The sequence below is a fragment of the Corynebacterium sp. UMB8791 genome, assembly GCF_054166365.1.
On sequence record NZ_JBSZCG010000114.1, the window covers coordinates 52783 to 71768 of the forward strand.

Sequence of the window (18986 nt, forward strand, 5' to 3'; positions counted from 1 at the left end):
TCATGCAGCAATCAACGCTTCGCCAGGCCCCACGCCAGACACCAATGTTGGTGTGGGGCCTGGCGCTTCTTGCACTCGCCGCCATTGTGCTGCCGATCCTGGCGCTTGGTGCACGTGTGCCATGGGACCAGCTCGGTGAGATCCTTGCCTCCGCATCGACACAGCAGTTGCTCCGCGTCACGCTGCGCTCCGCTGTCCTGGCGTGCGTCATCACACTCCTGCTGGGCACACCGCTTGCGCTATGGATGCAACACTTGCGACGAGGTGCAGGCCTTGCGCGAGTACTCGTGCTACTTCCGCTAGCGATGCCGCCGGTCGTCGGTGGTTTAGCGCTCAGCGCGTTTCTCGGACGCCGAGGCTTGGCTGCGCCGCTGTTGGACGCGCTGCATATTCAGTTCGCGTTCGCGTTTCCGGGTGTCGTCGCTGCACATGTGTTCATTGCGCTGCCGTTCGTTGTCATCACACTTGACGCGGCGCTGCGGCAACTCGATCCGGAGATTACATACTCGGCCGCAGGCGTGGGGCTGAGCCCCTCGACGATTACTCGCAAGATAATCCTGCCTGCAATCGCGCCCTCACTCGTCTCTGCGGCCGGGCTGGCGTTTGCGCGCTCGCTCGGCGAGTTCGGCACCACGTTGACCTTCGCCGGCTCTATGCCTGGCACAACGCGCACCATGCCGTTGGGCATCTATATTGCCCGCGAAGTAGATCAGGACGTCGCGTATGGGCTATCAGCCATCCTCATCGCACTGGCGGTGCTCACACTTGCCGGATCGACGCTACCGACGGTCTTCCTCTCGCGTACGCGCTCCCGTGAAGTCGCTCGCGCCACCCACGAGGTGGACACGGAACGGCTGCGCCTACTGACAAGCCCCGAGGACGGGGGCGTACCCGTCGTCATCGGTGAAACAACGTTCCCTGCGAACGCCACGACGGCGCTCATAGGCTTGAACGGCTCGGGAAAGACCACTCTGGTCGGCAGGATTGCAGGGCGCCTCGGCGGTTTGCGCACTTTGATCGGCGACCGCGTGGTTGATGCGGGCACGTCGTCGAGCAAGCTTGTCCCGGCGCACAAACGCGGAGTTGTGTTGCTTACCCAGAACCCCGGTCTGCCACCTACGTCGACCCCACTGAAGGCTGTCGCGATGGTCGCTGGCAGCAAACAGCGCGCACTTGAGCTGCTGACCTCAGCGGGGCTGCGCGACCTTGTCGACGTCCCCGTCCGCGCCCTCTCTGGCGGTCAAGCATCACAGGTGTCGCTAGTACGAGCGCTCGCACCGCGCCCCCGCGTGCTAATTCTTGACGAGCCACTCGCTGCGATCGACGTGAACTCTGCGCATCACTGGCGCCAGGTACTGCGGGCTACGGCACACGACCGCACCACGATCGTGATTACGCACACCCCATTGGACGTGGCCAACCTTGCGGAATACGTCGCGGTAATGGACCGAGGCAACGTCATCAGCCTGCGGCCGACGACCGAGGAGCTCAAAGTTCCGGCGACGCAGTTTTCTGCGCGACTGGCTGGCGTGAACTGGTTGCCCGCTAGCGTGAACTGGATTCCAGCGCACATGGTGGGTGCCGCGCACCAAGGTTCCGTTGCGCGCGTGGCAACCACAGTCGGTGAGCTCACCGGTGTCGCCTCAGAGCAGTGTGAACAGCATGAGCATGCCGTCGTAGTCTTCGCGCCGCAGGACGTCTCGCTACACGTCCCAGCCGGAGCAGCGCCGGGAGATTACAACTCACTGGAGGCCACCGTGGCCACAGTCGATGTCAGTACCTCGGGTGGCCTCACTGTGGAGCTCGACGTCCACGGTGCGGTTGTGGCGCTCCCGGTCCAGCGTCAGGAGGCACTCGATGCGGGCATTGAGCCCGGCGCATCTGTAACGTGCTACGTCAAAACGGATGACATCGCCATCTACCCAAAGCCGACGGATTAGCCCCCAGCGAACGGTGGCAAGACATCAACGCGCTCAGCGGACTCGAGCGAGTCAGTCTGCTGGGCGCGTTTTCCGTCGATCAGGAAGGTGCAGCGCGCCAGGATGTCTGCGAGCGTTTGGCCTGCGTCGGTGGTGCCGTTGTGGCGCGAAGCGGCGTCGGCAAGCAGTTCCTGCAGTGTGGCAAAGTTCCCAACTTCTTCCTGTGCGACGCCTGTGGCCGCGCGTGCGGCGGCAAAGTAGTGAATTTGCATGTCGTCCATGGTAGCGAACTGGTGGTGGCGCGTAGAGTAGGCGCCATGACACGAACTACTGAGGAGCACCTGAATGCGGTGCGCGAGGCCGTCGGCCCTCGGCTTTCGGAGCGCATCAGCGTCGTTGAAGCTGGCAAGCAGCAGCGTGTGCTCGCGGCCGATGTTGTTGCCGTGCGCAAGCAACCGACCTTCGACAACTCGCAAATGGACGGGTACGCGTTGACGCAGGTGAAAGCGCACACAGCGACGATCGGCCCGACGATTGCCGCAGGCGCTGACCCCGACGAACTGTATCCAGAAGGCCTGCAGGGCGTTGTGGCGCCGATCATGACCGGCGCGAAACTTCCTCGTGGCACGGTAGCAGTCGTCCCAGTGGAGCGTTGCACCCCGCCGACGTTCGGGGCGACTGGTGAACCTGTCAAGATCCCTGAGGTCAAGCGTGGTCAGTTCATGCGCCTTGCGGGCAGCGATATCCAGCCCGGGGCTTGCATTGCACATCGCGGTGATGGGGTGACACCGGCGCTTGTTGGCGCCGCGATCAGCCAGGGAATCGAGACCGTTGAGGTCGAGCGCACTGCGCGCATCTTAGTGATCACGGGTGGCGCTGAGGTCTCCCCGAGCGACCAGGCCACAGGCCCCGCGACAATTCCGGACTCGAACGGTCCGATGCTTGAGGCGCTAGCCGCGCGCCATGGCATCGAGGTTGTAGCGCGCCTGCTGACCAACGACGATCCTGAGGCACTCGAGCGAGAGGTCGCAGCAGCGGTCGAGGAGTACCAACCCGATGCGATTGTGACTTCGGGTGGGATTAGCCACGGCAAGTTCGAGGTCATCCGTCAGGTGTTTACGGATGGCTGGTACGGACATGTCGCTCAACAGCCCGGCGGGCCACAAGGCATCTCTGCGTTTCACGGTGTGCCTGTACTGAGCCTGCCAGGCAACCCGATCTCCACCATCGTGTCATTCGTCCTCTACGTCGCACCAGTGTTGGGTCGCGCGCCAGCTCCTGTACGCGTAGCTATAGATACAGATGTCGTTGGAATCGCCGGCAAGGATCAGTTCCTGCGCGGTGAAATTCGAGATGGCCTTGCGCATCCGTACCACGGTACAAGCTCGCACCTGCTGACCCAGGGTGCCACCGCGACCTGTCTGATCCGCATTCCCGCCGCGGCTACGGTTCCCGCGGGTACACCAGTCATGGTCTATCCGCTGTAGATTGTGCCTATGAATACCAATCAACGTACTGCACGGGTTATCGTGGCTTCTACGCGAGCAGCCGCTGGTGTCTACGAGGACAAGTCAGGTCCGATCGCGGTCGGGTTCCTGCGGGAAGCGGGGTTCGACACCCCCGACGCCACCGTCGTGGCCGATGCCGACCTTTCGGATGCAGTCCATGAGGCACTCGCCGCTTCCCCGTCAGTACTGCTGACCTCGGGCGGAACCGGCATTACACCGGATGACCAAACGGTTGATATTGTGGAGCCTCTGTTGGACCGGCAGCTGCCAGGTATCGTGCACGCGTTCTGGGCCTATGGTCAGCAGCAAGTCGCGACGGCAGTGCTGTCGCGTGCTGTCGCCGGAGTGGCGGGTCGCACGTTTGTCATGACACTGCCAGGTTCACGCGGCGGGGTGAAGGACGGGTGTGCCGTGCTCGCTCCCCTGCTCGACCACATCACTGCACTCATAGAAGGATCACATGAGCACTAGTTCACAACCAGCCTCTACTTCGGACCCACAGTTCGTCGCCGAGCAGGTCAATACCGTCATCGGCGCACGCATTACCGAAACGCCGCTTGAGCAGTTCGCTGCGGATGCGGCCACGGCTACAATGACGCGCTCCATGGGTGCGCTCGTCCGCTTTGAGGGCGTTGTCCGCGACCATGACGGCGGGCAGGCAGTGCGTTCGCTGACGTACGAATCACACCCCAGCGCCCAAGACGAGCTCCGCGCGATTGTCGAAGACATCGCCCAACAACACCCGGTGCGAATCTGGGCCGCCCACCGAGTCGGCTCCGTGCCGATCGGCGAGATGGCGTTCCTGGTCCTCGTGGCCAGTGCGCACCGCGCCGAGGCATTCGCCGCCTGTGAAGAGGTCACCAACAGAGTGAAATCACAGGTCCCAATATGGAAAGAGCAGTCCATGGCGGACGGCGCAACGCAGTGGGTTGGTATCGATGACGCTCGATGAGCGCTACCTACGGCAAACCACACTCATCGGTGAGAGGAAGCAGCAACAACTTTTCGACGCCCACGTCGTTGTTCTTGGCGCCGGAGGCTTGGGGGCTCCGACCTTGCTGTACTTAGCCGGTGCTGGCGTCGGCACGATCACTGTCATCGACGACGACCGGGTGGATCTGTCCAACCTGCACCGGCAGGTCATCCATACCACCGCTGCCATCGGTACCGCAAAGACGGCGTCGGCAAAGGCACAGATGTTGGCGTTGAACCCGGATATCAACGTCCGCACTGTATCCGACCGCCTCACGTGGGATAACGCACTGCAGCTGCTCAGTGACGCTGACATCATCGTCGACGGCACTGACAACTTCCAGACTCGCCACATCGCATCGCACGCGGCCGCGCGCTTGGGCGTGCCGCACGTGTGGGGGTCAATCCTCGGGTTTGAAGCACAGCTCACGGTGTTTTGGGCAGGCCACGGGCCAATCTACGAAGACCTCTTCCCCGCTCCACCAGCACCAGGCAGCGTGCCCTCTTGTTCCCAGGCAGGCGTGGTCGGGCCACTTGTGGGCGTTGTCGGGTCCGCGATGGCAATGGAAACAATCAAGCTCATCACCGGACTCGGTTCGCCACTAATTGGCCAGATTGGCTACTTCGACTCACTCACAGGTATGTGGGAGTACATGCAGCTTATCGCAGACCCAGAGGTCACTGAGCGCGTGCGTACGAGCGCACCTCCACAAGGACCGGCGGAAGTCACCACCATTCCGGAAGGCGCCACGATTCTCGACGTCCGCGAGCCCGAAGAGTTCGCTGACTTCCACCTTGACGGCGCCATCAATGTGCCGCTCGGCACCATTATCGATGGCTACACACCGCCAGAAGCGCAGCCCGGCACCATTGTGGTGTGCGCCCGAGGGGCGCGCTCAGCGCAAGCTGTTGCAGCGCTCGATGCGCGCGGCGTGACCGGCACAGCGAGCCTGCGTGGGGGCGTCGAACAGTTCCGCCCCCTTTCAGGCCTGTAACAGCCAGGACGGATTAAGCGCGGGTCAGCTCGCCGCGTACCGGACCCGCTACCTCGAGCTCGATGACGCGTAGTCCGGCCTCGCGGGCGTCGTCAAGCAACTCCTCGTCAACGTCCGTCGTGGTCAGAACCAGGGCGGTCGGGCCCGCACCAGAGACGAAGGCTGCGTAGCCGCGGTTGCGCAAGCGGTTGACCCACTCAGCGGTCACCGGCAGCACGTCGGCACGGTACGGCTGGTGCAGGCGGTCGCGGGTGCCCTCCCAGAGCAGCTCGGGGTGGGACTGGATGGCAACCGTCATCACCGCGGTACGCGACACGTTGAAACGCGCGTCCGTGTGCGTGACGTGGCTCGGCAACACCTGCCGCACCGCGTTGGTCGAGGCGTGGAAGTTCGGCACCAGCGCCACCGCACGAATCGAGGGATCCACGGGGACCCCGACAGCCCGGTAGACCGGATGCGATACACCATCGACAGGAATCTCGGTCCAGGAGACAACCGCCCCGCCGAGCACAGATGCGGCAGCATTATCAGGATGCCCCTCGAACGCCGAGGAAAGCTGCACAACTTCCTCTGTGGAAAGCGGGTTACCAGCCAGTGTGTTTGCCGCCACAACGCCTGCGACAGCCGCAGAGGCCGACGAACCAAGCCCACGAGACTGCGGGATGTTGTTCGTGCACACCACGCGAAGGCCTGGAACAGAAACATCAGCAGCCTTGAGGCCAGAACGAATCGCTTTGACTACGAGGTGGGAGCCGTCGCGCGGCAGGTCCTCGGCGCCTTCGCCGAAGATCTCCACCTCAAGCCCGGACTCGATGACCTCAACCTCGACAGTGTCGTAAATGGAGAGAGCGAGCCCCAACGTATCGAAGCCCGGTCCTAAGTTCGCCGACGAACCCGGCACCGTCACAGTCGCCTTTAGGCCTACTTCAATGTCTGTCGCCATGATGTGCTCCTTGTCTGTAGGTATCTCAGCTTAGGCGTCTAGGCGGATCACCGAGTTGATTTGCTGCACATCCGGGTGCTGCGAGAGGCGCTCCACGATGTCACGCAGGTCCTTCTCCAGCGCCTTGTGCGTCACCACGATGAGGTGTGCCTCATCGCCGGACTCCTCCTGGCGCACTGCGGAGAGCGACACGTTTGCCTCCGCAAACTTTCGGGTCAGCTCCGCCAGCACACCAACGCGGTCGTTGACGGTCATGTTCACGTGGTAGCGAGTCGCCACCTCGTCGAAGCCAACCACTGGGTAGTTCGCGTACGGGTTCTCCGCTGGTGCACGGCCGCCGTGCACCTTGTTGCGGGCTGCACCGACCAAGTCGCCCAGCACTGCAGACGCGGTAGGAGCGCCACCAGCACCGTTGCCGTAGAACATCAGGCGGCCAGCGGCCTCAGCCTCGACGAAGATGGCGTTGTACGACTTATCAACGCTCGCCAGCGGGTGCTCGTTTGGGATGAGCGTCGGGTGAACGCGAGCATTAACGGCAGTGGTCTTACCGTTTTCGTCGTAGAGGCGCTCACAGATCGCCAGCAGCTTAATCGTCTGGTTCGACTGCTTCGCCGCAGCAATATCCTCAGCGGTAATCTTCGTGATGCCCTCGCAGGACACATCGTCGAACGTAACTCGTGTGTGGAAGCCCATCGAGGCAAGGATCGCTGCCTTGGAAGCCGCGTCATGGCCCTCAACGTCGGCAGTCGGATCAGCCTCTGCGTACCCCAAACGGGTCGCCTCAGCGAGTGCCTCCTCGTAGGTCGCTCCAGTCGAAGCCATCGCGTCCAAGATGAAGTTAGTCGTACCGTTCACAATGCCGGAAATGCGCTGAACCTGGTCACCGGCCAACGAGCGACGCAACATACCAACAACTGGAATCGCCGCAGCAACCGCTGCCTCATAATAGAGATCGACGCCTACTTCATTCGCGGCGTCGGCAAGCTCGGAACCGTGCGCTGCAACCAGCGCCTTGTTCGCCGTAACAACGGACTTACCTGCCTTCAGAGCAGACAACACCAGTTCACGCGGGTAGTCGATGCCGCCGATGACCTCGACTACAACATCAACGTCATCGCGAGTGATCAGCGAGCGAGCGTCATCAGTCAGCTCAATGCCTTGCACCTCGGGTGCATCCTTGTGCTTTTCCACGTTGGAGACCGCAACACCGCGCACCTCAAGTGGACCACCGATACGCTGCTCAAGATTGTCAGAAAACTCCCGAATGAGGCGAAGCACCTCACTGCCCACAGTGCCTTTCCCCAAAATAGCGACACCGACCGGCTGACCAATTCCCTTACCTGGGTAATTACCGTTACGGCTCTCTGCAGATTCGACCGACATCTCTAGATTCTCTCCTACTTCGATACTGGTACGTTCAGCTACGGCGCAGTGTACCGCTTTGTCTATTTCGCACAGAATACATTCTTATTTATATTCACGCGAGAGAATGTCCTCAACAGTTTCTTGCCGCACCATCGGCTTGATCTTTCCAGCCCGGACCGCGACCACGGCAGGGCGCCCAAATGAGTTGTAATTCGAGCTCATCGGGTAGCAATACGCCCCTGTCGCAGGCATCGCGATCAGGTCGCCGCTGACGATATCGTCCGGCCACTGAGCATCCTCGATGAGAATATCGCCGGACTCACAGTGGGAACCCACCACACGAGTTGCCACCGGCTGGCCGCCTGTAAACCTGTTGACCACCCGGCCCTCGTAGACGGCGTCGTAAAGCGCTGGACGAATGTTGTCGCTCATGCCACCGTCAACGGAAATGTAGCGACGCGTCTTGGTGTACGAAATCTCGACGTCTTTGACCACGCCCGCGCTGTATAGCGTAATGGCGGATGGCCCGGCGATCGCACGGCCAGGCTCGACAACCACGGTCGGCGACGAGATGCCGAGTTCACCGGCAACCTCGTCGACGGCAGCCAACAGATCTTTCGCAACCGCAGCAACGTCCAATGGCGCTTCTTCCTCAAGCTGCGCGATGCCATATCCGCCGCCAAGGTCCAAGTACTCAAGCGCAACGCCGCGCTCGGTCCAAATCTGCGCATACAGCGCAAGCACACGTTCCGCGGCGAGCTTGAACCCCTCTGCATCAAAGACCTGGGAGCCTACGTGGCAGTGCAGGCCGGTCAGGCGCAGATGCTCCGCATCGATCGCGGCACACGCCGCCTGATAGGCAGAGCCAGACGCCAAGGAAATACCAAACTTTTGGTCCTCGTGGCTCGTCGCGATGAATTCGTGTGTGTGCGCGTCTACGCCTGGCTTCACGCGGATAAAGACCTCTTGGGTGGTCCCCATTTCCCCGGCAAGCTCATTGAGCTCTCGAAGCTCCTGGTGAGAATCAAGGACGACGTGCGCTACCCCGGAATCGATGCACAGCTGCAGAAAGCTGCGTGACTTGTTATTCCCGTGCACCGTAATCCGCTCTGGCGGAAAGTTTGCAGCAAGCGCAATGCGAAGCTCATTTTCGCTCGCAACATCAAGCGCGAGGCCTTCCTCGTCAACCCAGCGGGCAATGTGCGTGGTCAAGAACGCCTTCGACGCGTAGTGCACATGTGCTGGGTCACCGAACGCCTTTGCCATATCGCGACACCGCGAGCGGAAGTCGTCCTCATCCACCACCATGACGGGCGTACCGTACTCTTCGGCAATCTCTGGAAGGGGCACGCCAGCGATAGTCACGACCCCGTCTTCTTCTCGTCTGGTGTTGCGTGGCCATACGTGCGCGGGAAGCGCATCAAACGCTGCGGTCATGTACTTCCTCCTACATCCGTTCCGGCGCGCTCACGCCGATCATGCCGAGTGCGTTTGCAAGTACCTGGCGCGCTGCCATCGCCAGTGCAAAGCGCGCGGTATGCAACGGCTCAACTTCTTCGCCAGGCTTCGGCAGGATCTGGCAGGCGTCGTAAAACTTGTGGAAGGAGCTAGCTAGTTCCTCCGCGTAGCGCGCGATTCGGTGCGGTTCGCGCAGCTGCGCGGCGGTGCTCACTACCTCTGGGAACTCACCCAGGGTACGAATGAGGTCGCCCTCCTTTTCATGCTCAAGCAACGCAACGTCCGCGCCGTCGGTAGTGACGCCAGCTTCCTTCGCCTTGCGAGCGATGGAGCACAGACGCGCGTGACCGTACTGCACGTAGTACACGGGATTGTCGGAGGACTGCTTAGTCCACAGGTCAAGGTCAATGTCCAACGTGGAATCCACAGAGGAGCGCACGAGCGAGTAGCGAGCCCCGTCAACGCCAATAGCGTCCACGAGGTCGTTGAGAGTGATGATCGTCCCGGCGCGCTTCGACATCTTGACTGGCTGGCCATCACGCACAAGGTTGACCATCTGACCAATGAGCACCTCGACAGCCTCAGGGTCATAGCCAAGAGCCTGCGCTGCGGCGCGGAGGCGCGCAATGTAGCCGTGGTGGTCCGCGCCAAGCATGTAGATCGCCAGTGTGTGACCGCGGTCAAACTTGTCTGCCACGTACGCGATGTCGCCCGCGATGTAGGCGGCGTCGCCATCGGACTTCAGCACGACACGGTCCTTGTCGTCGCCAAACTGGGAAGAGCGCAACCACCAGGCGCCCTCGTTTTCGTACAGGTTGCCGTTGTCTTTGAGCGTTGCAATCGCCTTATCGACGGCCCCACTCTCAAACAGCGAGTTTTCGTGGAAGAACACGTCGAAGTCCACGCCGAACTCGTGTAGGGACTCCTTGATCTGAGCGAACATCATTTCCACGCCTGCGGCACGGAACGTTTCCTGCACGTCTTCGGGGCTGCCATCAAGCGCATTCGGCTGCTTCGCCACAATGTCGGCGGCGATGTCATTGATGTAGGAGCCGCCGTAGCCGTCCTCTGGAGTCGGCTCGCCCTTTGCCGCTGCTACTAGCGAACGTGCGAAGCGGTCAATTTGGCCACCGTGATCGTTGAAGTAGTACTCGCGGGTCACCTCGGCGCCGCTCGCTTCTAGCACGCGGCCTAGCGAGTCGCCCACAGCTGCCCAGCGGGTCCCGCCAAGGTGGATCGGGCCGGTTGGGTTCGCCGAGACGAATTCGAGGTTGATGCGCTGGCCGTCAAGAAGAGATGATTTGCCGAAGGTCTCGCCTGCCGCCAGGATGTCCGCAACCAGCTGTCCCTGCGCGTCCGTGGCGAGGCGCAGGTTCAAGAACCCTGGGCCTGCGACGTCAGCTTCTGCGATTGCGGGGGTTTCCAGGAGGACGTCGGCAAGCCACTGCGCAAGCTCGCGCGGGTTCGTACCGGCTTTCTTCGCCACCTGCAGTGCGATATTCGTAGCGTAATCGCCGTGCTCAGGGTTGCGCGGGCGCTCGACGGTCACTGCATCGGGCACGACGGATGCGTCGAGATTGTGGTCGGAAAGCACCTTGACGGTCGCTTCATGAACTGTTGTAGCGAGATCAGCTGGAGTCATGGGCAAACAGTCTAATTCACGTGCCGGACATTCTCCCTATTCCCCCATAAATGCCGCGCGACCCCCATTTGACTACCCCCACCATAGGTACTGAAAACGCTACTAGCTTGAACTTCTACAGACCTCATCCATTTGTGTGACCTAGCATACTTTTTGGTTTTCTCATTGCAGATGTCACCACAGTACTTTGGGGAGGTATTTTGTGTAGCCCTCTGACTCCAAGGAGTGTCTCAGTGGACAAGTTTCAAATTATTACCGACGCAGTAGGGGGAAGCCTCGGGCTTTCTGCGCTCGTTTCCACGATTCCCCTTCTCACATTTTTCTTCATGCTGCTCGCGGTCAAGGCCCGCGCGCACACATCCGGCGCAGTAGCGCTGGTCGCAGCTATTGCAGTCGCCGTCTTCGGCTTCAACATGCCAACCGAGATGGCACTTGCGACTGCACTACGCGGCGGATTGTTCGGACTCTTCCCAATCGTGTGGGTGATCTTGACCGCGATCTGGTTTTACCAAATTACGGTTGCATCGCGTCGCTTTGAAGATCTTCGCCTGGTCTTTGACAAGATGGGCAGCGGCGACGTCCGCATCCAAGCAATGCTCATTGCATTCTGCTTCGGTGGCCTACTCGAGGCCCTCGCTGGATTCGGCGCACCCGTCGCGATTACCGCGACGATGATCCTGGCGCTCGGCATCCCACCTTTGAAAGCCGCAACGGTAGTCCTGATTGCAAATACAGCGCCTGTGGCATTCGGCGCCGTCGCCATCCCCATTACCACCGCGGGCGAGGTCGGTGGCCGCACCCTCGAGCAAACGCAGAACATCGCCGCGATCGTTGGCCACCAGACCCCTCTGCTCGCATTCTTTGTTCCTTTCATCATCGCAGCAATTATCGACGGCTGGCGAGGCATCAAAGAAACCGCACCTATCGCGGTGACGATCGGACTGAGCTTCGGCATTGCCCAGTGGTGGACGTCGAACCACTTCGCTTACCAACTCACGGATGTCGTTGCCTGCATCGTCGCCCTTGGGGCTGCCTTCGTGGCGCTTCGTTTCTGGAAGCCTTCGACTACCGCCGCTCTCCGCGAACGCCTCGGCTTGCCTGAGTACGAGGACAATACTGAACTGCCTGGCACCCGAGTCTGGATGGCGCTGATGCCGTACGCAGTCGTGGTTGTCGTCTTCGGTCTAGCGAACCTGGGCACAACCATCCCGCAGTGGCTGAGCTCGTTCAAGATCAGCCTGACATGGCCTGTTATCGAGCGCGGACTGCTCTTCAACCAGCTGGGTGAGCCAATCAACACCGACTACACCTTCGCCTACATCAACAACCCCGGCACGCTCCTGGTCATTTCTGGCCTCATCGTCGCTATCGCCTACATGATCTTTGACGGCAACGGCCTCTACCAGCTCAACTGGGCACAGGTGGGGCGTGAATTCGTCGATACTTTCTGGCGCATGCGCTGGTCATCGACCACTATCATGTTGGTGCTCGCGTTGGCCTACGTCATGAACTACTCGGGCCAGACCGTTTCGATCGGCGAGTTTTTCGCCAACATGGGCGGCGTATTCGCATTCGCTGCCCCAGTGCTTGGTTGGGTCGGCGTGGCAGTAACCGGCTCCGACACCTCCGCCAACGCGCTCTTCGCCAATCTGCAAGTGACTGCGGCGAATAAGTTGGGGCTGAACCCAGACCTGATGCTGGCGGCGAATACGACCGGTGGTGTCGTCGGCAAGATGATTTCGCCGCAGTCGCTCGCTATTGCCGCAACCGCTGTGAATATGGAGGGTAAAGAGTCCGAACTCTTTAAGAAGGTCGCTGGCTTCTCGGCAGCATTCTTGGTAGCAGTGTGCGTAATTGTGTTCCTGCAAACCAACATACTGAGTTTTCTAGCCCCAACTGTTGTACCGTAGACGTATTACCATTATCTGTATCGTTCACGACCAACAAAGGAGTCCACATTGCGAGTAGCACTGTTTTCTACTTGTATCGGTGACGCCCTGTTCCCTGACGCGCACAAGGCTTCAGCGCTTGTTCTCTCTCGTCTGGGCTACGAAGTAGTCTTCCCTGAGGGCCAAACCTGCTGTGGCCAGATGCACGTCAACACGGGCTACCAGGAACAAGCTGTGCCGATCATCCAGACATACGCCGATGCGTTTGCCGACCCTTCCATCGACTATGTCGTGGCCCCCTCCGGCTCCTGCGCAGGCGCAGTTCGCGAACAGCACGTGCGCCTCGCCGAACGATACGGCAACAAAGCACTTGTCGACGGCGCTACGCAAGCAGCGAATAAAACCTACGAGCTCACCGAGTTCATCGTGGACGTCGCTGGCGTGACCAACCTCGGCGCGTTCTTCCCACACAGGGTGACTTACCACGAGTCTTGTCACTCTCGCCGCTTCCTGAAGGTCGGCGACCGCCCTTACAAGTTGCTTGAAGCCGTCGAAGGCATCGAGCTCGTGGACCTGCCGAACGTCGAAGAGTGCTGCGGATTCGGCGGCACCTTCTCGGTGAAACTGCCCGAGGTTTCCGCGGCGATGGTTTCCGACAAGGTGCGCCACATCAAGGAGTCAAAGGCGGAGTTTGTCACTGCCGGTGACTCCTCGTGCTTGATGAACATCGCTGGCGCGATGAGCCGCCAGCACAACGGCATCCGCGCGCTGCATATTGCAGAGATTCTCGCATCCACGAAGGAACACCCGTGGACGCCTACGACCGCTGCGTATTCGAAGGAGAAAATGCTGTGAAAGTTGCACTCGGCAAGCCAACGATGCCCCCAGTGGCGCAAGGACCGAACCACCTGCGTGGCTCGGAGCGCTTCGGACAGGCTGCGCACCACGAACTCGATAACGTTACGAAGCGTCGTAACCTCAACTACGCAACCACTGCTATTCGTGTAAAGCGTCAAAACGTTGTCGACGAGCTCGACGACTGGCAGGAGCTTCGCACCGCTGGCTCCACCATCAAGCAGGATGTTGCGGCTCGCATGCCTGAGCTGCTCGAGGAGTTCGAGCGCAACGTCACCGCGCGTGGCGGCCACGTCCACTGGGCGCGCGACGCCAAGGAAGCCAACGACATCATCGCTTCGCTCATTGAGGAGACAGGCGAGACTGAGGTTGTCAAGATCAAGTCGATGGCAACGCAGGAGATCGCGCTCAACGAAGAGCTGGAGAAGCGCGGCATCCACGCACAGGAAACCGACCTTGCGGAGCTCATCGTGCAGCTTGGTGAGGACTTCCCGTCGCACATTCTCGTGCCCGCAATCCACCGCAACCGCGAAGAAATCCGAAACATCTTCGTGGATAAGATGCCAAACACCGACGACTCACTGACGAACAACCCGGCAGAGCTCGCCGAAGCCTCCCGAACCTTCCTACGCGAACAGTTCATGAAGGCGAAGGTCGCGATCTCGGGTGCCAACTTCGGCATCGCGGAAACCGGTACCGTATCCATCGTCGAGTCCGAGGGCAATGGCCGCATGTGCTTGACCTTGCCGGAAACACTGATCTCAGTGATGGGCATCGAAAAGCTCCTGCCATCGTTCGAGGACCTCGGTGTCTTCCTGCAGTTGCTGCCACGCTCCTCCACCGGTGAGCGCATGAACCCGTACACCTCGCTGTGGTCCGGTGTTACTGAGGGCGACGGCCCGCAGAACTTCCACATCGTGCTCCTGGACAACGGTCGTACCCACGCGATGTCGAATGAGATCGGCCGCGAGGCGCTGAAGTGCATTCGCTGCTCCGCATGTCTCAACGTGTGCCCGGTCTACGAGCGCGCTGGTGGCCACTCCTACGGCTCGACGTACCCTGGCCCAATCGGCGCGATTATCACGCCGCAGCTGACCGGCATGGAGTCCGCCGAGGACCCGAACGCGTCGCTACCGTTCGCATCTTCCCTGTGTGGGCGCTGCAACGAAGTGTGCCCAGTGAAGATCCCGATCACAGACATCCTGCTTGAGCTTCGCCACCAAAAGGTAAAGGAGCACAAGCCTTTCCTGGAATCCACGGCCTTCGGCGCTATTTCCCTGCTGTGGGGCAAGCCTGCACTGTGGAACGCCGCAATGCACGTTGTAGCGCTGGGTCGCGTACTTGGCGGTTTCAAGGGCGAGATTTCCTCGATGCCCGGTTTCGTTGCTGGCTGGACCGACTACCGCGACGTAGCAGTTCCGCCGAAGAAGTCGTTCCGCCAGTGGTGGAATACGGACGAGGCGAAGGACCTCCTCGCTGAGGCCCGTCGCGAAGGCATCCCAGCTAATGTCAGGAAGGATGGCTAACAATGTCAAGCACCCGAAATGAAAGCGCGAAGCGCGAGATTCTTGACCGCATCCGCACTGCACAGAAGCTCTCCCATACCCCAGAGCACGTCGAACCTGTGCGCGAGTACCGCACCACCAGCGACCACACTCCCGAGCAGCTGCGCGAGATTCTCATCGATCGTCTCCTGGACTACAAGGCCACAGTTGTAGAGACAACGGAGGAGACCCTTGCCGCAGACATCGCCGATATTCTGGCGAAGCGCGAGGCAACCGAGATTGTTTACGCCCCGGGTCTCGACACCGCGCTGTTCGAAGAGTTTGCTGGCAGCGCCCGCCCAGACGACCCATCGAGCGATCCGCGTGAGCTCGGCACTATCGGTGCCGCAGTAACGGATTCCCACGTCACTTCAGCACAGACCGGTTCGATCGTGCTCGAAGCTGGCGAGCTGTGCGGCCGCCGTGCACTGTCACTGGTCCCCGATCGCCATGTGGTCATCGTCCGTCCAGAGTCAGTGGTCTACGGCGTGCCGGAAATGATCGCTCGCATCGATCCGGAAAAACCCGCTACCATGATTTCTGGTGGTTCAGCGACCTCAGATATCGAGCTTGTTCGTGTCGAGGGCGTCCACGGGCCCCGCGACCTGATCGTGATGGTTGTGAAGTAGAAACACACCGTCGACATTCCCTACCGATCAGCGCATCGGTAGGGATTTGTCTTTTCGCACCCCAACGGAAGGAATGCAATGCGCACCACAGCTTCAGTAATTGCGGCGCTCGGACTGCTTGGCATGGCCGTCGTAACGCCTGCTACTGCGCAGCCAGCACCGGCTGTGCAGTGGACCAAATGCCCGAAAGAAGTCAAAGATTCAACAGCGCAGTGCGGACACATCGACGTCCCCATGCGCTACAACCAGCCGAACGGCAAAAAGATTCAAATTGGATTCGTACGAGTCCCAGCGAAAACCCAAGCGCGCCGAGGCGCACTGTTTACCAACCCCGGTGGCCCAGGTGGCGACGCCTACGCTTACGCAGCCGGCAACATTCTTGATTTCCCGAAAGAACTCAACAACGAGTGGGACATCATCGGTGTGCAACCCCGTGGCCTGCCCGGCTCGACTGCACTTGAGTGCGCAATTCCCGATGTGAACGATCCTGGCCAGATAGCCAAGCTCACTGCTGACAGTCTCTTCAACGCAGGAGGTTTCAACCGTTCGGCCTGCCAAGGCGACAAGCCTGGCTACCCCGAAACCATCACCACGGAGAACACCGCGCGCGATTGGGAGGAAGTTCGACGCGCGCTGGGCTACCAGCAGATTTCCATCCTCGGTGTCTCCTACGGCACGTACCTTGGTTCCGTATACGCGACGCTATTCCCCCAGCACACCGACAAGGTTGTGCTTGACTCCGCAATGGATCCAACCCGTTCCTGGAACGGCATTGCCGCCGACCAACAAGCAGCGTACGAGAAGGCGCTCAACGAATACTTCGCGTGGGTAGCACTCAACGACGCCAAGTATCACATGGGCAACACTCCCCTGAAGGCGTACCAGTACTGGTCGCGCAAGGTAAGCGCGCAAGCGGGAACTAATCCCACCGTCACTCCCCCGCCTGCACGCGTTGGCGATCTGCCAGCGGGCCTGGAGTTCGCCGGACAGGCTGGCGCGGACGCCATGACAGCAGTCGGGAAAACCCGTGTCGAAGGTGAAGGCGTCATCAGCCGCATGCTGAACCCTGGTGCTGTACAAGCTAAGTCGCCGCTCCTGCAGGAGACCCGCGCTATGCTTCCAACCCCAAAGATGTGGGACTACCTGGCACGGTCCACAAACGGCACCCTGACCGCTGAAGAATCGAAGCAGCCGTCCAAGGAAGAGATTCAGCAGGCGGTGGATCAGATGATGGCGGTCGAGCAGCTGCAGGCTGCCCAGTGGTGCAATGAGAACGTTGTCCCCGGCGACCCAACGCTGCTCCCCTCATTTGCATGGTCACAGCTCACGGGAGACCCGTTTACGTTCTTCAACGCTTCACGCGGCTCAGGGTGGTACTGCAACGGCGCCGGCGCAGTCACCGGAATCGCGCCACTCAACGGGGCGGCATTAAAGACTCGCCCATTGCAGCTGTCCGCGACCCGTGACCCCCAGACGCCGTACTCAGGCCACGGACAACTCGCCCGCAGAATGGGAACCCAGGTAGTCACGATTCACGGCCCGGGCCACGCGCACTTCGGCACCGGCAATAAAGTTGTCGACGCCACCGTCATCAACTACCTGCGCACCGGCAAGGCCGATCGCACTGATGCACCAGGCTACTGGGAGGCCCAATAGCAGCTACTTTCCGCAGTCTTAGGCCAGTTATGTGCCCAGCATATCTGGTGCTAAGATTGCGTCATTGCTTGTGAATAAGCAGTGAGTCTCCGTAGCTCAGCGGATGAGAGCATCGGTTTCCGGTACCGAAGGTCGCAGGTTCGAATCCTGTCGGGGACACAATTTTCCGTGAGGGTTTTGCATATCTCACCACCCACGATTTGCAAAACTCTCTAGGCACCAAAATGGCACTCCAAAAGGGGTGCCATTTTGGTCATTAACCCAAAACGCGCCATTCCAAAATGGGAAACTCGCTCCAAAATGACGAAAACGCCGAGAACCCCCATACCTTCTATGTGTTCTCGGCACCTGTGAGCGCACCCCAAACACTCACTTCCCCCGACTACATCAGTTCTTCCCACTCAGCATCTACCAGCACAGTCCCGTCATCGGACACGCCTACAGCGGGAAGTACCTCTAACGGTGGAATCCCAAACGACATGAGCATGCGCCCAAACGCTCGCTGACTCGGATAGTGCTCATCTTCTAGCCCCTCAGCATCCAGAATGACTTGCTCGGTCAGCACGGAAAGTCCGTACCAGAAATCCTCACGACTCCCGCGATACGTAAACGCCATGTAGCGAGTAGAAGCATCGTCTACGTCCCCGAACGTGAGGTCGCATCCTGGCTCCCAAGCATTTGCAGCATGCAGTTTGGCGATTTGCAGAAGCGTCAGAAGTGGGTTCTCGCGCGGGTCGATTAGGACCAGAAACTCGTCCGGGATCTCATCGACTTCGCGCCATTGCGCAACCTCTGCGCGGAGATGTCCAGCACTTACGTTTGGTTTGAAATTAGCAATCATCAGTCACCTTCCACTGCTCCGGGATTGCAAAACCGCCATCATCGAGGTAATGGTCCTTCCAATCCAAAATGGCGCGTTTCCAACGGGTGGGATCAGTCTCTTGCCACCCGTGGTCACGCTCGACAGAAAGATGCCCGTCTAGAAGGCGGGCGGTCGCGTCCGTTACGTCACCTGCCAGTGTGTAAGCGAAATCGCCAGGAAATAGAGCATCGGCCCATCGGATAAACGGCAAGAAAAGCGGGTCGTTAAAGTCCTCGCATGGCGGTTCCACCACAGTGCCATCCGGCAAGTGCTCGTAGTCGATGACGTGCTGGTTTTGCGCCATTTCCGTCTCGGCAATGTCCATCAGGCGGATCAAACGAGACGTGTTGAGAATCATCGCCCCATCAAGTGCTTCACCGTTTACACGCTTGACCCACCCGGCATGCACCAAACGCTCAATGCACTCTTTGAGTGGATACTCCGGTTCGCGCCACCAGGGACGCTCGTAGGCTTCCTCCGGGATGTAGTGAATCATCCCGACACAACCATGGCGGAAGTTCCCGTGACGGTCGATGATTTCTCCGGCGTAGTCATCGGCGTATTTGCTCACATGTGCGAGCGCGGTCTTGTCGTAGTACTCCAGTGATGGAGTCATCACTTGCATCACTGCGTCGTTGAGAATTTCTCCCAAATTGTCTCCTTTTGCTTGGGTTGCTAGCACGGAGTTGCGCCAACGATTTTAGAACCTTATTCCAGGGTGTTTGCGCATGTCAAGGGGTGTTTTTATC

Annotated in this window: 17 protein-coding genes and 1 tRNA gene; 11 read left to right on the plus strand and 7 right to left on the minus strand. The window is 60.1% G+C overall.

Features of this window, described 5'->3' with window-relative positions; all coding sequences use genetic code 11:
• The first annotated feature begins 2 nt into the window (after nt 1-2).
• On the plus strand, nt 3-1940 hold the full coding sequence (locus ACXIUA_RS05715) for an ATP-binding cassette domain-containing protein (RefSeq protein WP_457976347.1): 1938 nt from the start codon (nt 3-5) through the stop codon (nt 1938-1940).
• Here the strand turns inward: ACXIUA_RS05715 and ACXIUA_RS05720 are convergent.
• Nucleotides 1937-2191 carry a MoaD/ThiS family protein gene (locus ACXIUA_RS05720; RefSeq protein WP_070363540.1) on the minus strand — a complete coding sequence of 85 codons (255 nt, stop codon included), beginning with the start codon at nt 2189-2191 and terminating at the stop codon, nt 1937-1939. The two genes, ACXIUA_RS05715 and ACXIUA_RS05720, sit on opposite strands and share 4 nt — an antisense overlap.
• Before the next feature lie 45 nt (nt 2192-2236).
• Here ACXIUA_RS05720 and ACXIUA_RS05725 point away from each other — a divergent pair, with 45 nt between their 5' ends.
• The 4 genes from ACXIUA_RS05725 to ACXIUA_RS05740 are packed head-to-tail and all read left to right on the plus strand — an operon-like array spanning nt 2237 to nt 5394.
• Nucleotides 2237-3406 carry a molybdopterin molybdotransferase MoeA gene (locus ACXIUA_RS05725; RefSeq protein WP_457976348.1) on the plus strand — a complete coding sequence of 390 codons (1170 nt, stop codon included), beginning with the start codon at nt 2237-2239 and terminating at the stop codon, nt 3404-3406.
• Nucleotides 3407-3415: 9 nt separating this feature from the next.
• A complete protein-coding gene (locus tag ACXIUA_RS05730; RefSeq protein ID WP_070976320.1) occupies nt 3416-3898 on the plus strand; it encodes a MogA/MoaB family molybdenum cofactor biosynthesis protein in 483 nt (160 codons plus the stop codon).
• Nucleotides 3888-4379 (plus strand): molybdenum cofactor biosynthesis protein MoaE, encoded by a 492-nt coding sequence (locus ACXIUA_RS05735; RefSeq protein ID WP_070362636.1) that lies wholly within the window; start codon nt 3888-3890, stop codon nt 4377-4379. Before ACXIUA_RS05730 ends, ACXIUA_RS05735 begins: the two co-directional genes overlap by 11 nt.
• Nucleotides 4366-5394: a ThiF family adenylyltransferase gene (locus ACXIUA_RS05740; RefSeq protein WP_288857864.1), complete on the plus strand. Its 1029-nt coding sequence runs from the start codon at nt 4366-4368 to the stop codon at nt 5392-5394. Before ACXIUA_RS05735 ends, ACXIUA_RS05740 begins: the two co-directional genes overlap by 14 nt.
• 13 nt (nt 5395-5407) lie before the next feature.
• Here the strand turns inward: ACXIUA_RS05740 and thrB are convergent, their stop codons facing one another.
• The 4 genes from thrB to argS all read right to left on the minus strand — a co-directional run bounded on the left by thrB (nt 5408) and on the right by argS (nt 10802).
• Complete coding sequence (gene thrB, locus ACXIUA_RS05745; protein WP_070362638.1) at nt 5408-6337, minus strand: homoserine kinase; 930 nt, start codon at nt 6335-6337, stop codon at nt 5408-5410.
• Between the two features lie 30 nt (nt 6338-6367).
• Nucleotides 6368-7720 (minus strand): homoserine dehydrogenase, encoded by a 1353-nt coding sequence (locus ACXIUA_RS05750; RefSeq protein WP_070362639.1) that lies wholly within the window; start codon nt 7718-7720, stop codon nt 6368-6370.
• 84 nt (nt 7721-7804) lie between these two features.
• On the minus strand, nt 7805-9139 hold the full coding sequence (gene lysA, locus ACXIUA_RS05755; RefSeq protein WP_457976351.1) for a diaminopimelate decarboxylase: 1335 nt from the start codon (nt 9137-9139) through the stop codon (nt 7805-7807).
• Between the two features lie 10 nt (nt 9140-9149).
• Nucleotides 9150-10802, minus strand: coding sequence for an arginine--tRNA ligase (gene argS, locus ACXIUA_RS05760; protein WP_070362641.1), 1653 nt, complete (start codon nt 10800-10802; stop codon nt 9150-9152).
• Between the two features lie 233 nt (nt 10803-11035).
• On the opposite strand from argS, the gene ACXIUA_RS05765 reads away from it, so the two are divergent.
• The 6 genes from ACXIUA_RS05765 to ACXIUA_RS05790 all read left to right on the plus strand — a co-directional run bounded on the left by ACXIUA_RS05765 (nt 11036) and on the right by ACXIUA_RS05790 (nt 17534).
• Complete coding sequence (locus tag ACXIUA_RS05765) at nt 11036-12712, plus strand: L-lactate permease (protein ID WP_284817614.1); 1677 nt, start codon at nt 11036-11038, stop codon at nt 12710-12712.
• Between the two features lie 48 nt (nt 12713-12760).
• Nucleotides 12761-13546: a (Fe-S)-binding protein gene (locus tag ACXIUA_RS05770; protein WP_071568621.1), complete on the plus strand. Its 786-nt coding sequence runs from the start codon at nt 12761-12763 to the stop codon at nt 13544-13546.
• The gene (locus ACXIUA_RS05775) at nt 13543-15072 is read left to right on the plus strand and encodes a LutB/LldF family L-lactate oxidation iron-sulfur protein (protein ID WP_070479495.1); all 1530 of its coding nucleotides are present in this window, start codon (nt 13543-13545) and stop codon (nt 15070-15072) included. The genes ACXIUA_RS05770 and ACXIUA_RS05775 overlap by 4 nt, the downstream gene beginning before the upstream one ends.
• Nucleotides 15073-15074: 2 nt before the next feature.
• Nucleotides 15075-15719, plus strand: a complete 645-nt coding sequence (locus tag ACXIUA_RS05780) for a LutC/YkgG family protein (protein WP_070479493.1) — start codon at nt 15075-15077, stop codon at nt 15717-15719.
• Nucleotides 15720-15797: 78 nt separating this feature from the next.
• Entirely contained in the window at nt 15798-17375 is a 1578-nt protein-coding gene (locus ACXIUA_RS05785; protein WP_070479492.1) for an alpha/beta fold hydrolase, read from the plus strand.
• 85 nt (nt 17376-17460) lie between these two features.
• Nucleotides 17461-17534, plus strand: a tRNA-Arg gene (locus ACXIUA_RS05790).
• Between the two features lie 223 nt (nt 17535-17757).
• Here the strand turns inward: ACXIUA_RS05790 and ACXIUA_RS05795 are convergent.
• Entirely contained in the window at nt 17758-18216 is a 459-nt protein-coding gene (locus ACXIUA_RS05795) for a hypothetical protein (protein ID WP_256006461.1), read from the minus strand.
• Nucleotides 18206-18889 (minus strand): hypothetical protein, encoded by a 684-nt coding sequence (locus ACXIUA_RS05800; protein WP_256006458.1) that lies wholly within the window; start codon nt 18887-18889, stop codon nt 18206-18208. The genes ACXIUA_RS05795 and ACXIUA_RS05800 overlap by 11 nt, the downstream gene beginning before the upstream one ends.
• Nucleotides 18890-18986: the final 97 nt, after the last annotated feature.

What these genes read in the sequence shown, in the direction of transcription:
- ACXIUA_RS05715 (WP_457976347.1), top strand. Translation starts at nt 3, where the DNA reads ATGCAGCAATCAACGCTTCGCCAGGCCCCACGCCAGACACCAATGTTG.
- ACXIUA_RS05720 (WP_070363540.1), bottom strand. Translation starts at nt 2,191, where the DNA reads ATGCAAATTCACTACTTTGCCGCCGCACGCGCGGCCACAGGCGTCGCA.
- ACXIUA_RS05725 (WP_457976348.1), top strand. Translation starts at nt 2,237, where the DNA reads ATGACACGAACTACTGAGGAGCACCTGAATGCGGTGCGCGAGGCCGTC.
- ACXIUA_RS05730 (WP_070976320.1), top strand. Translation starts at nt 3,416, where the DNA reads ATGAATACCAATCAACGTACTGCACGGGTTATCGTGGCTTCTACGCGA.
- ACXIUA_RS05735 (WP_070362636.1), top strand. Translation starts at nt 3,888, where the DNA reads ATGAGCACTAGTTCACAACCAGCCTCTACTTCGGACCCACAGTTCGTC.
- ACXIUA_RS05740 (WP_288857864.1), top strand. Translation starts at nt 4,366, where the DNA reads ATGACGCTCGATGAGCGCTACCTACGGCAAACCACACTCATCGGTGAG.
- thrB (WP_070362638.1), bottom strand. Translation starts at nt 6,337, where the DNA reads ATGGCGACAGACATTGAAGTAGGCCTAAAGGCGACTGTGACGGTGCCG.
- ACXIUA_RS05750 (WP_070362639.1), bottom strand. Translation starts at nt 7,720, where the DNA reads ATGTCGGTCGAATCTGCAGAGAGCCGTAACGGTAATTACCCAGGTAAG.
- lysA (WP_457976351.1), bottom strand. Translation starts at nt 9,139, where the DNA reads ATGACCGCAGCGTTTGATGCGCTTCCCGCGCACGTATGGCCACGCAAC.
- argS (WP_070362641.1), bottom strand. Translation starts at nt 10,802, where the DNA reads ATGACTCCAGCTGATCTCGCTACAACAGTTCATGAAGCGACCGTCAAG.
- ACXIUA_RS05780 (WP_070479493.1), top strand. Translation starts at nt 15,075, where the DNA reads ATGTCAAGCACCCGAAATGAAAGCGCGAAGCGCGAGATTCTTGACCGC.
- ACXIUA_RS05785 (WP_070479492.1), top strand. Translation starts at nt 15,798, where the DNA reads ATGCGCACCACAGCTTCAGTAATTGCGGCGCTCGGACTGCTTGGCATG.
- ACXIUA_RS05795 (WP_256006461.1), bottom strand. Translation starts at nt 18,216, where the DNA reads ATGATTGCTAATTTCAAACCAAACGTAAGTGCTGGACATCTCCGCGCA.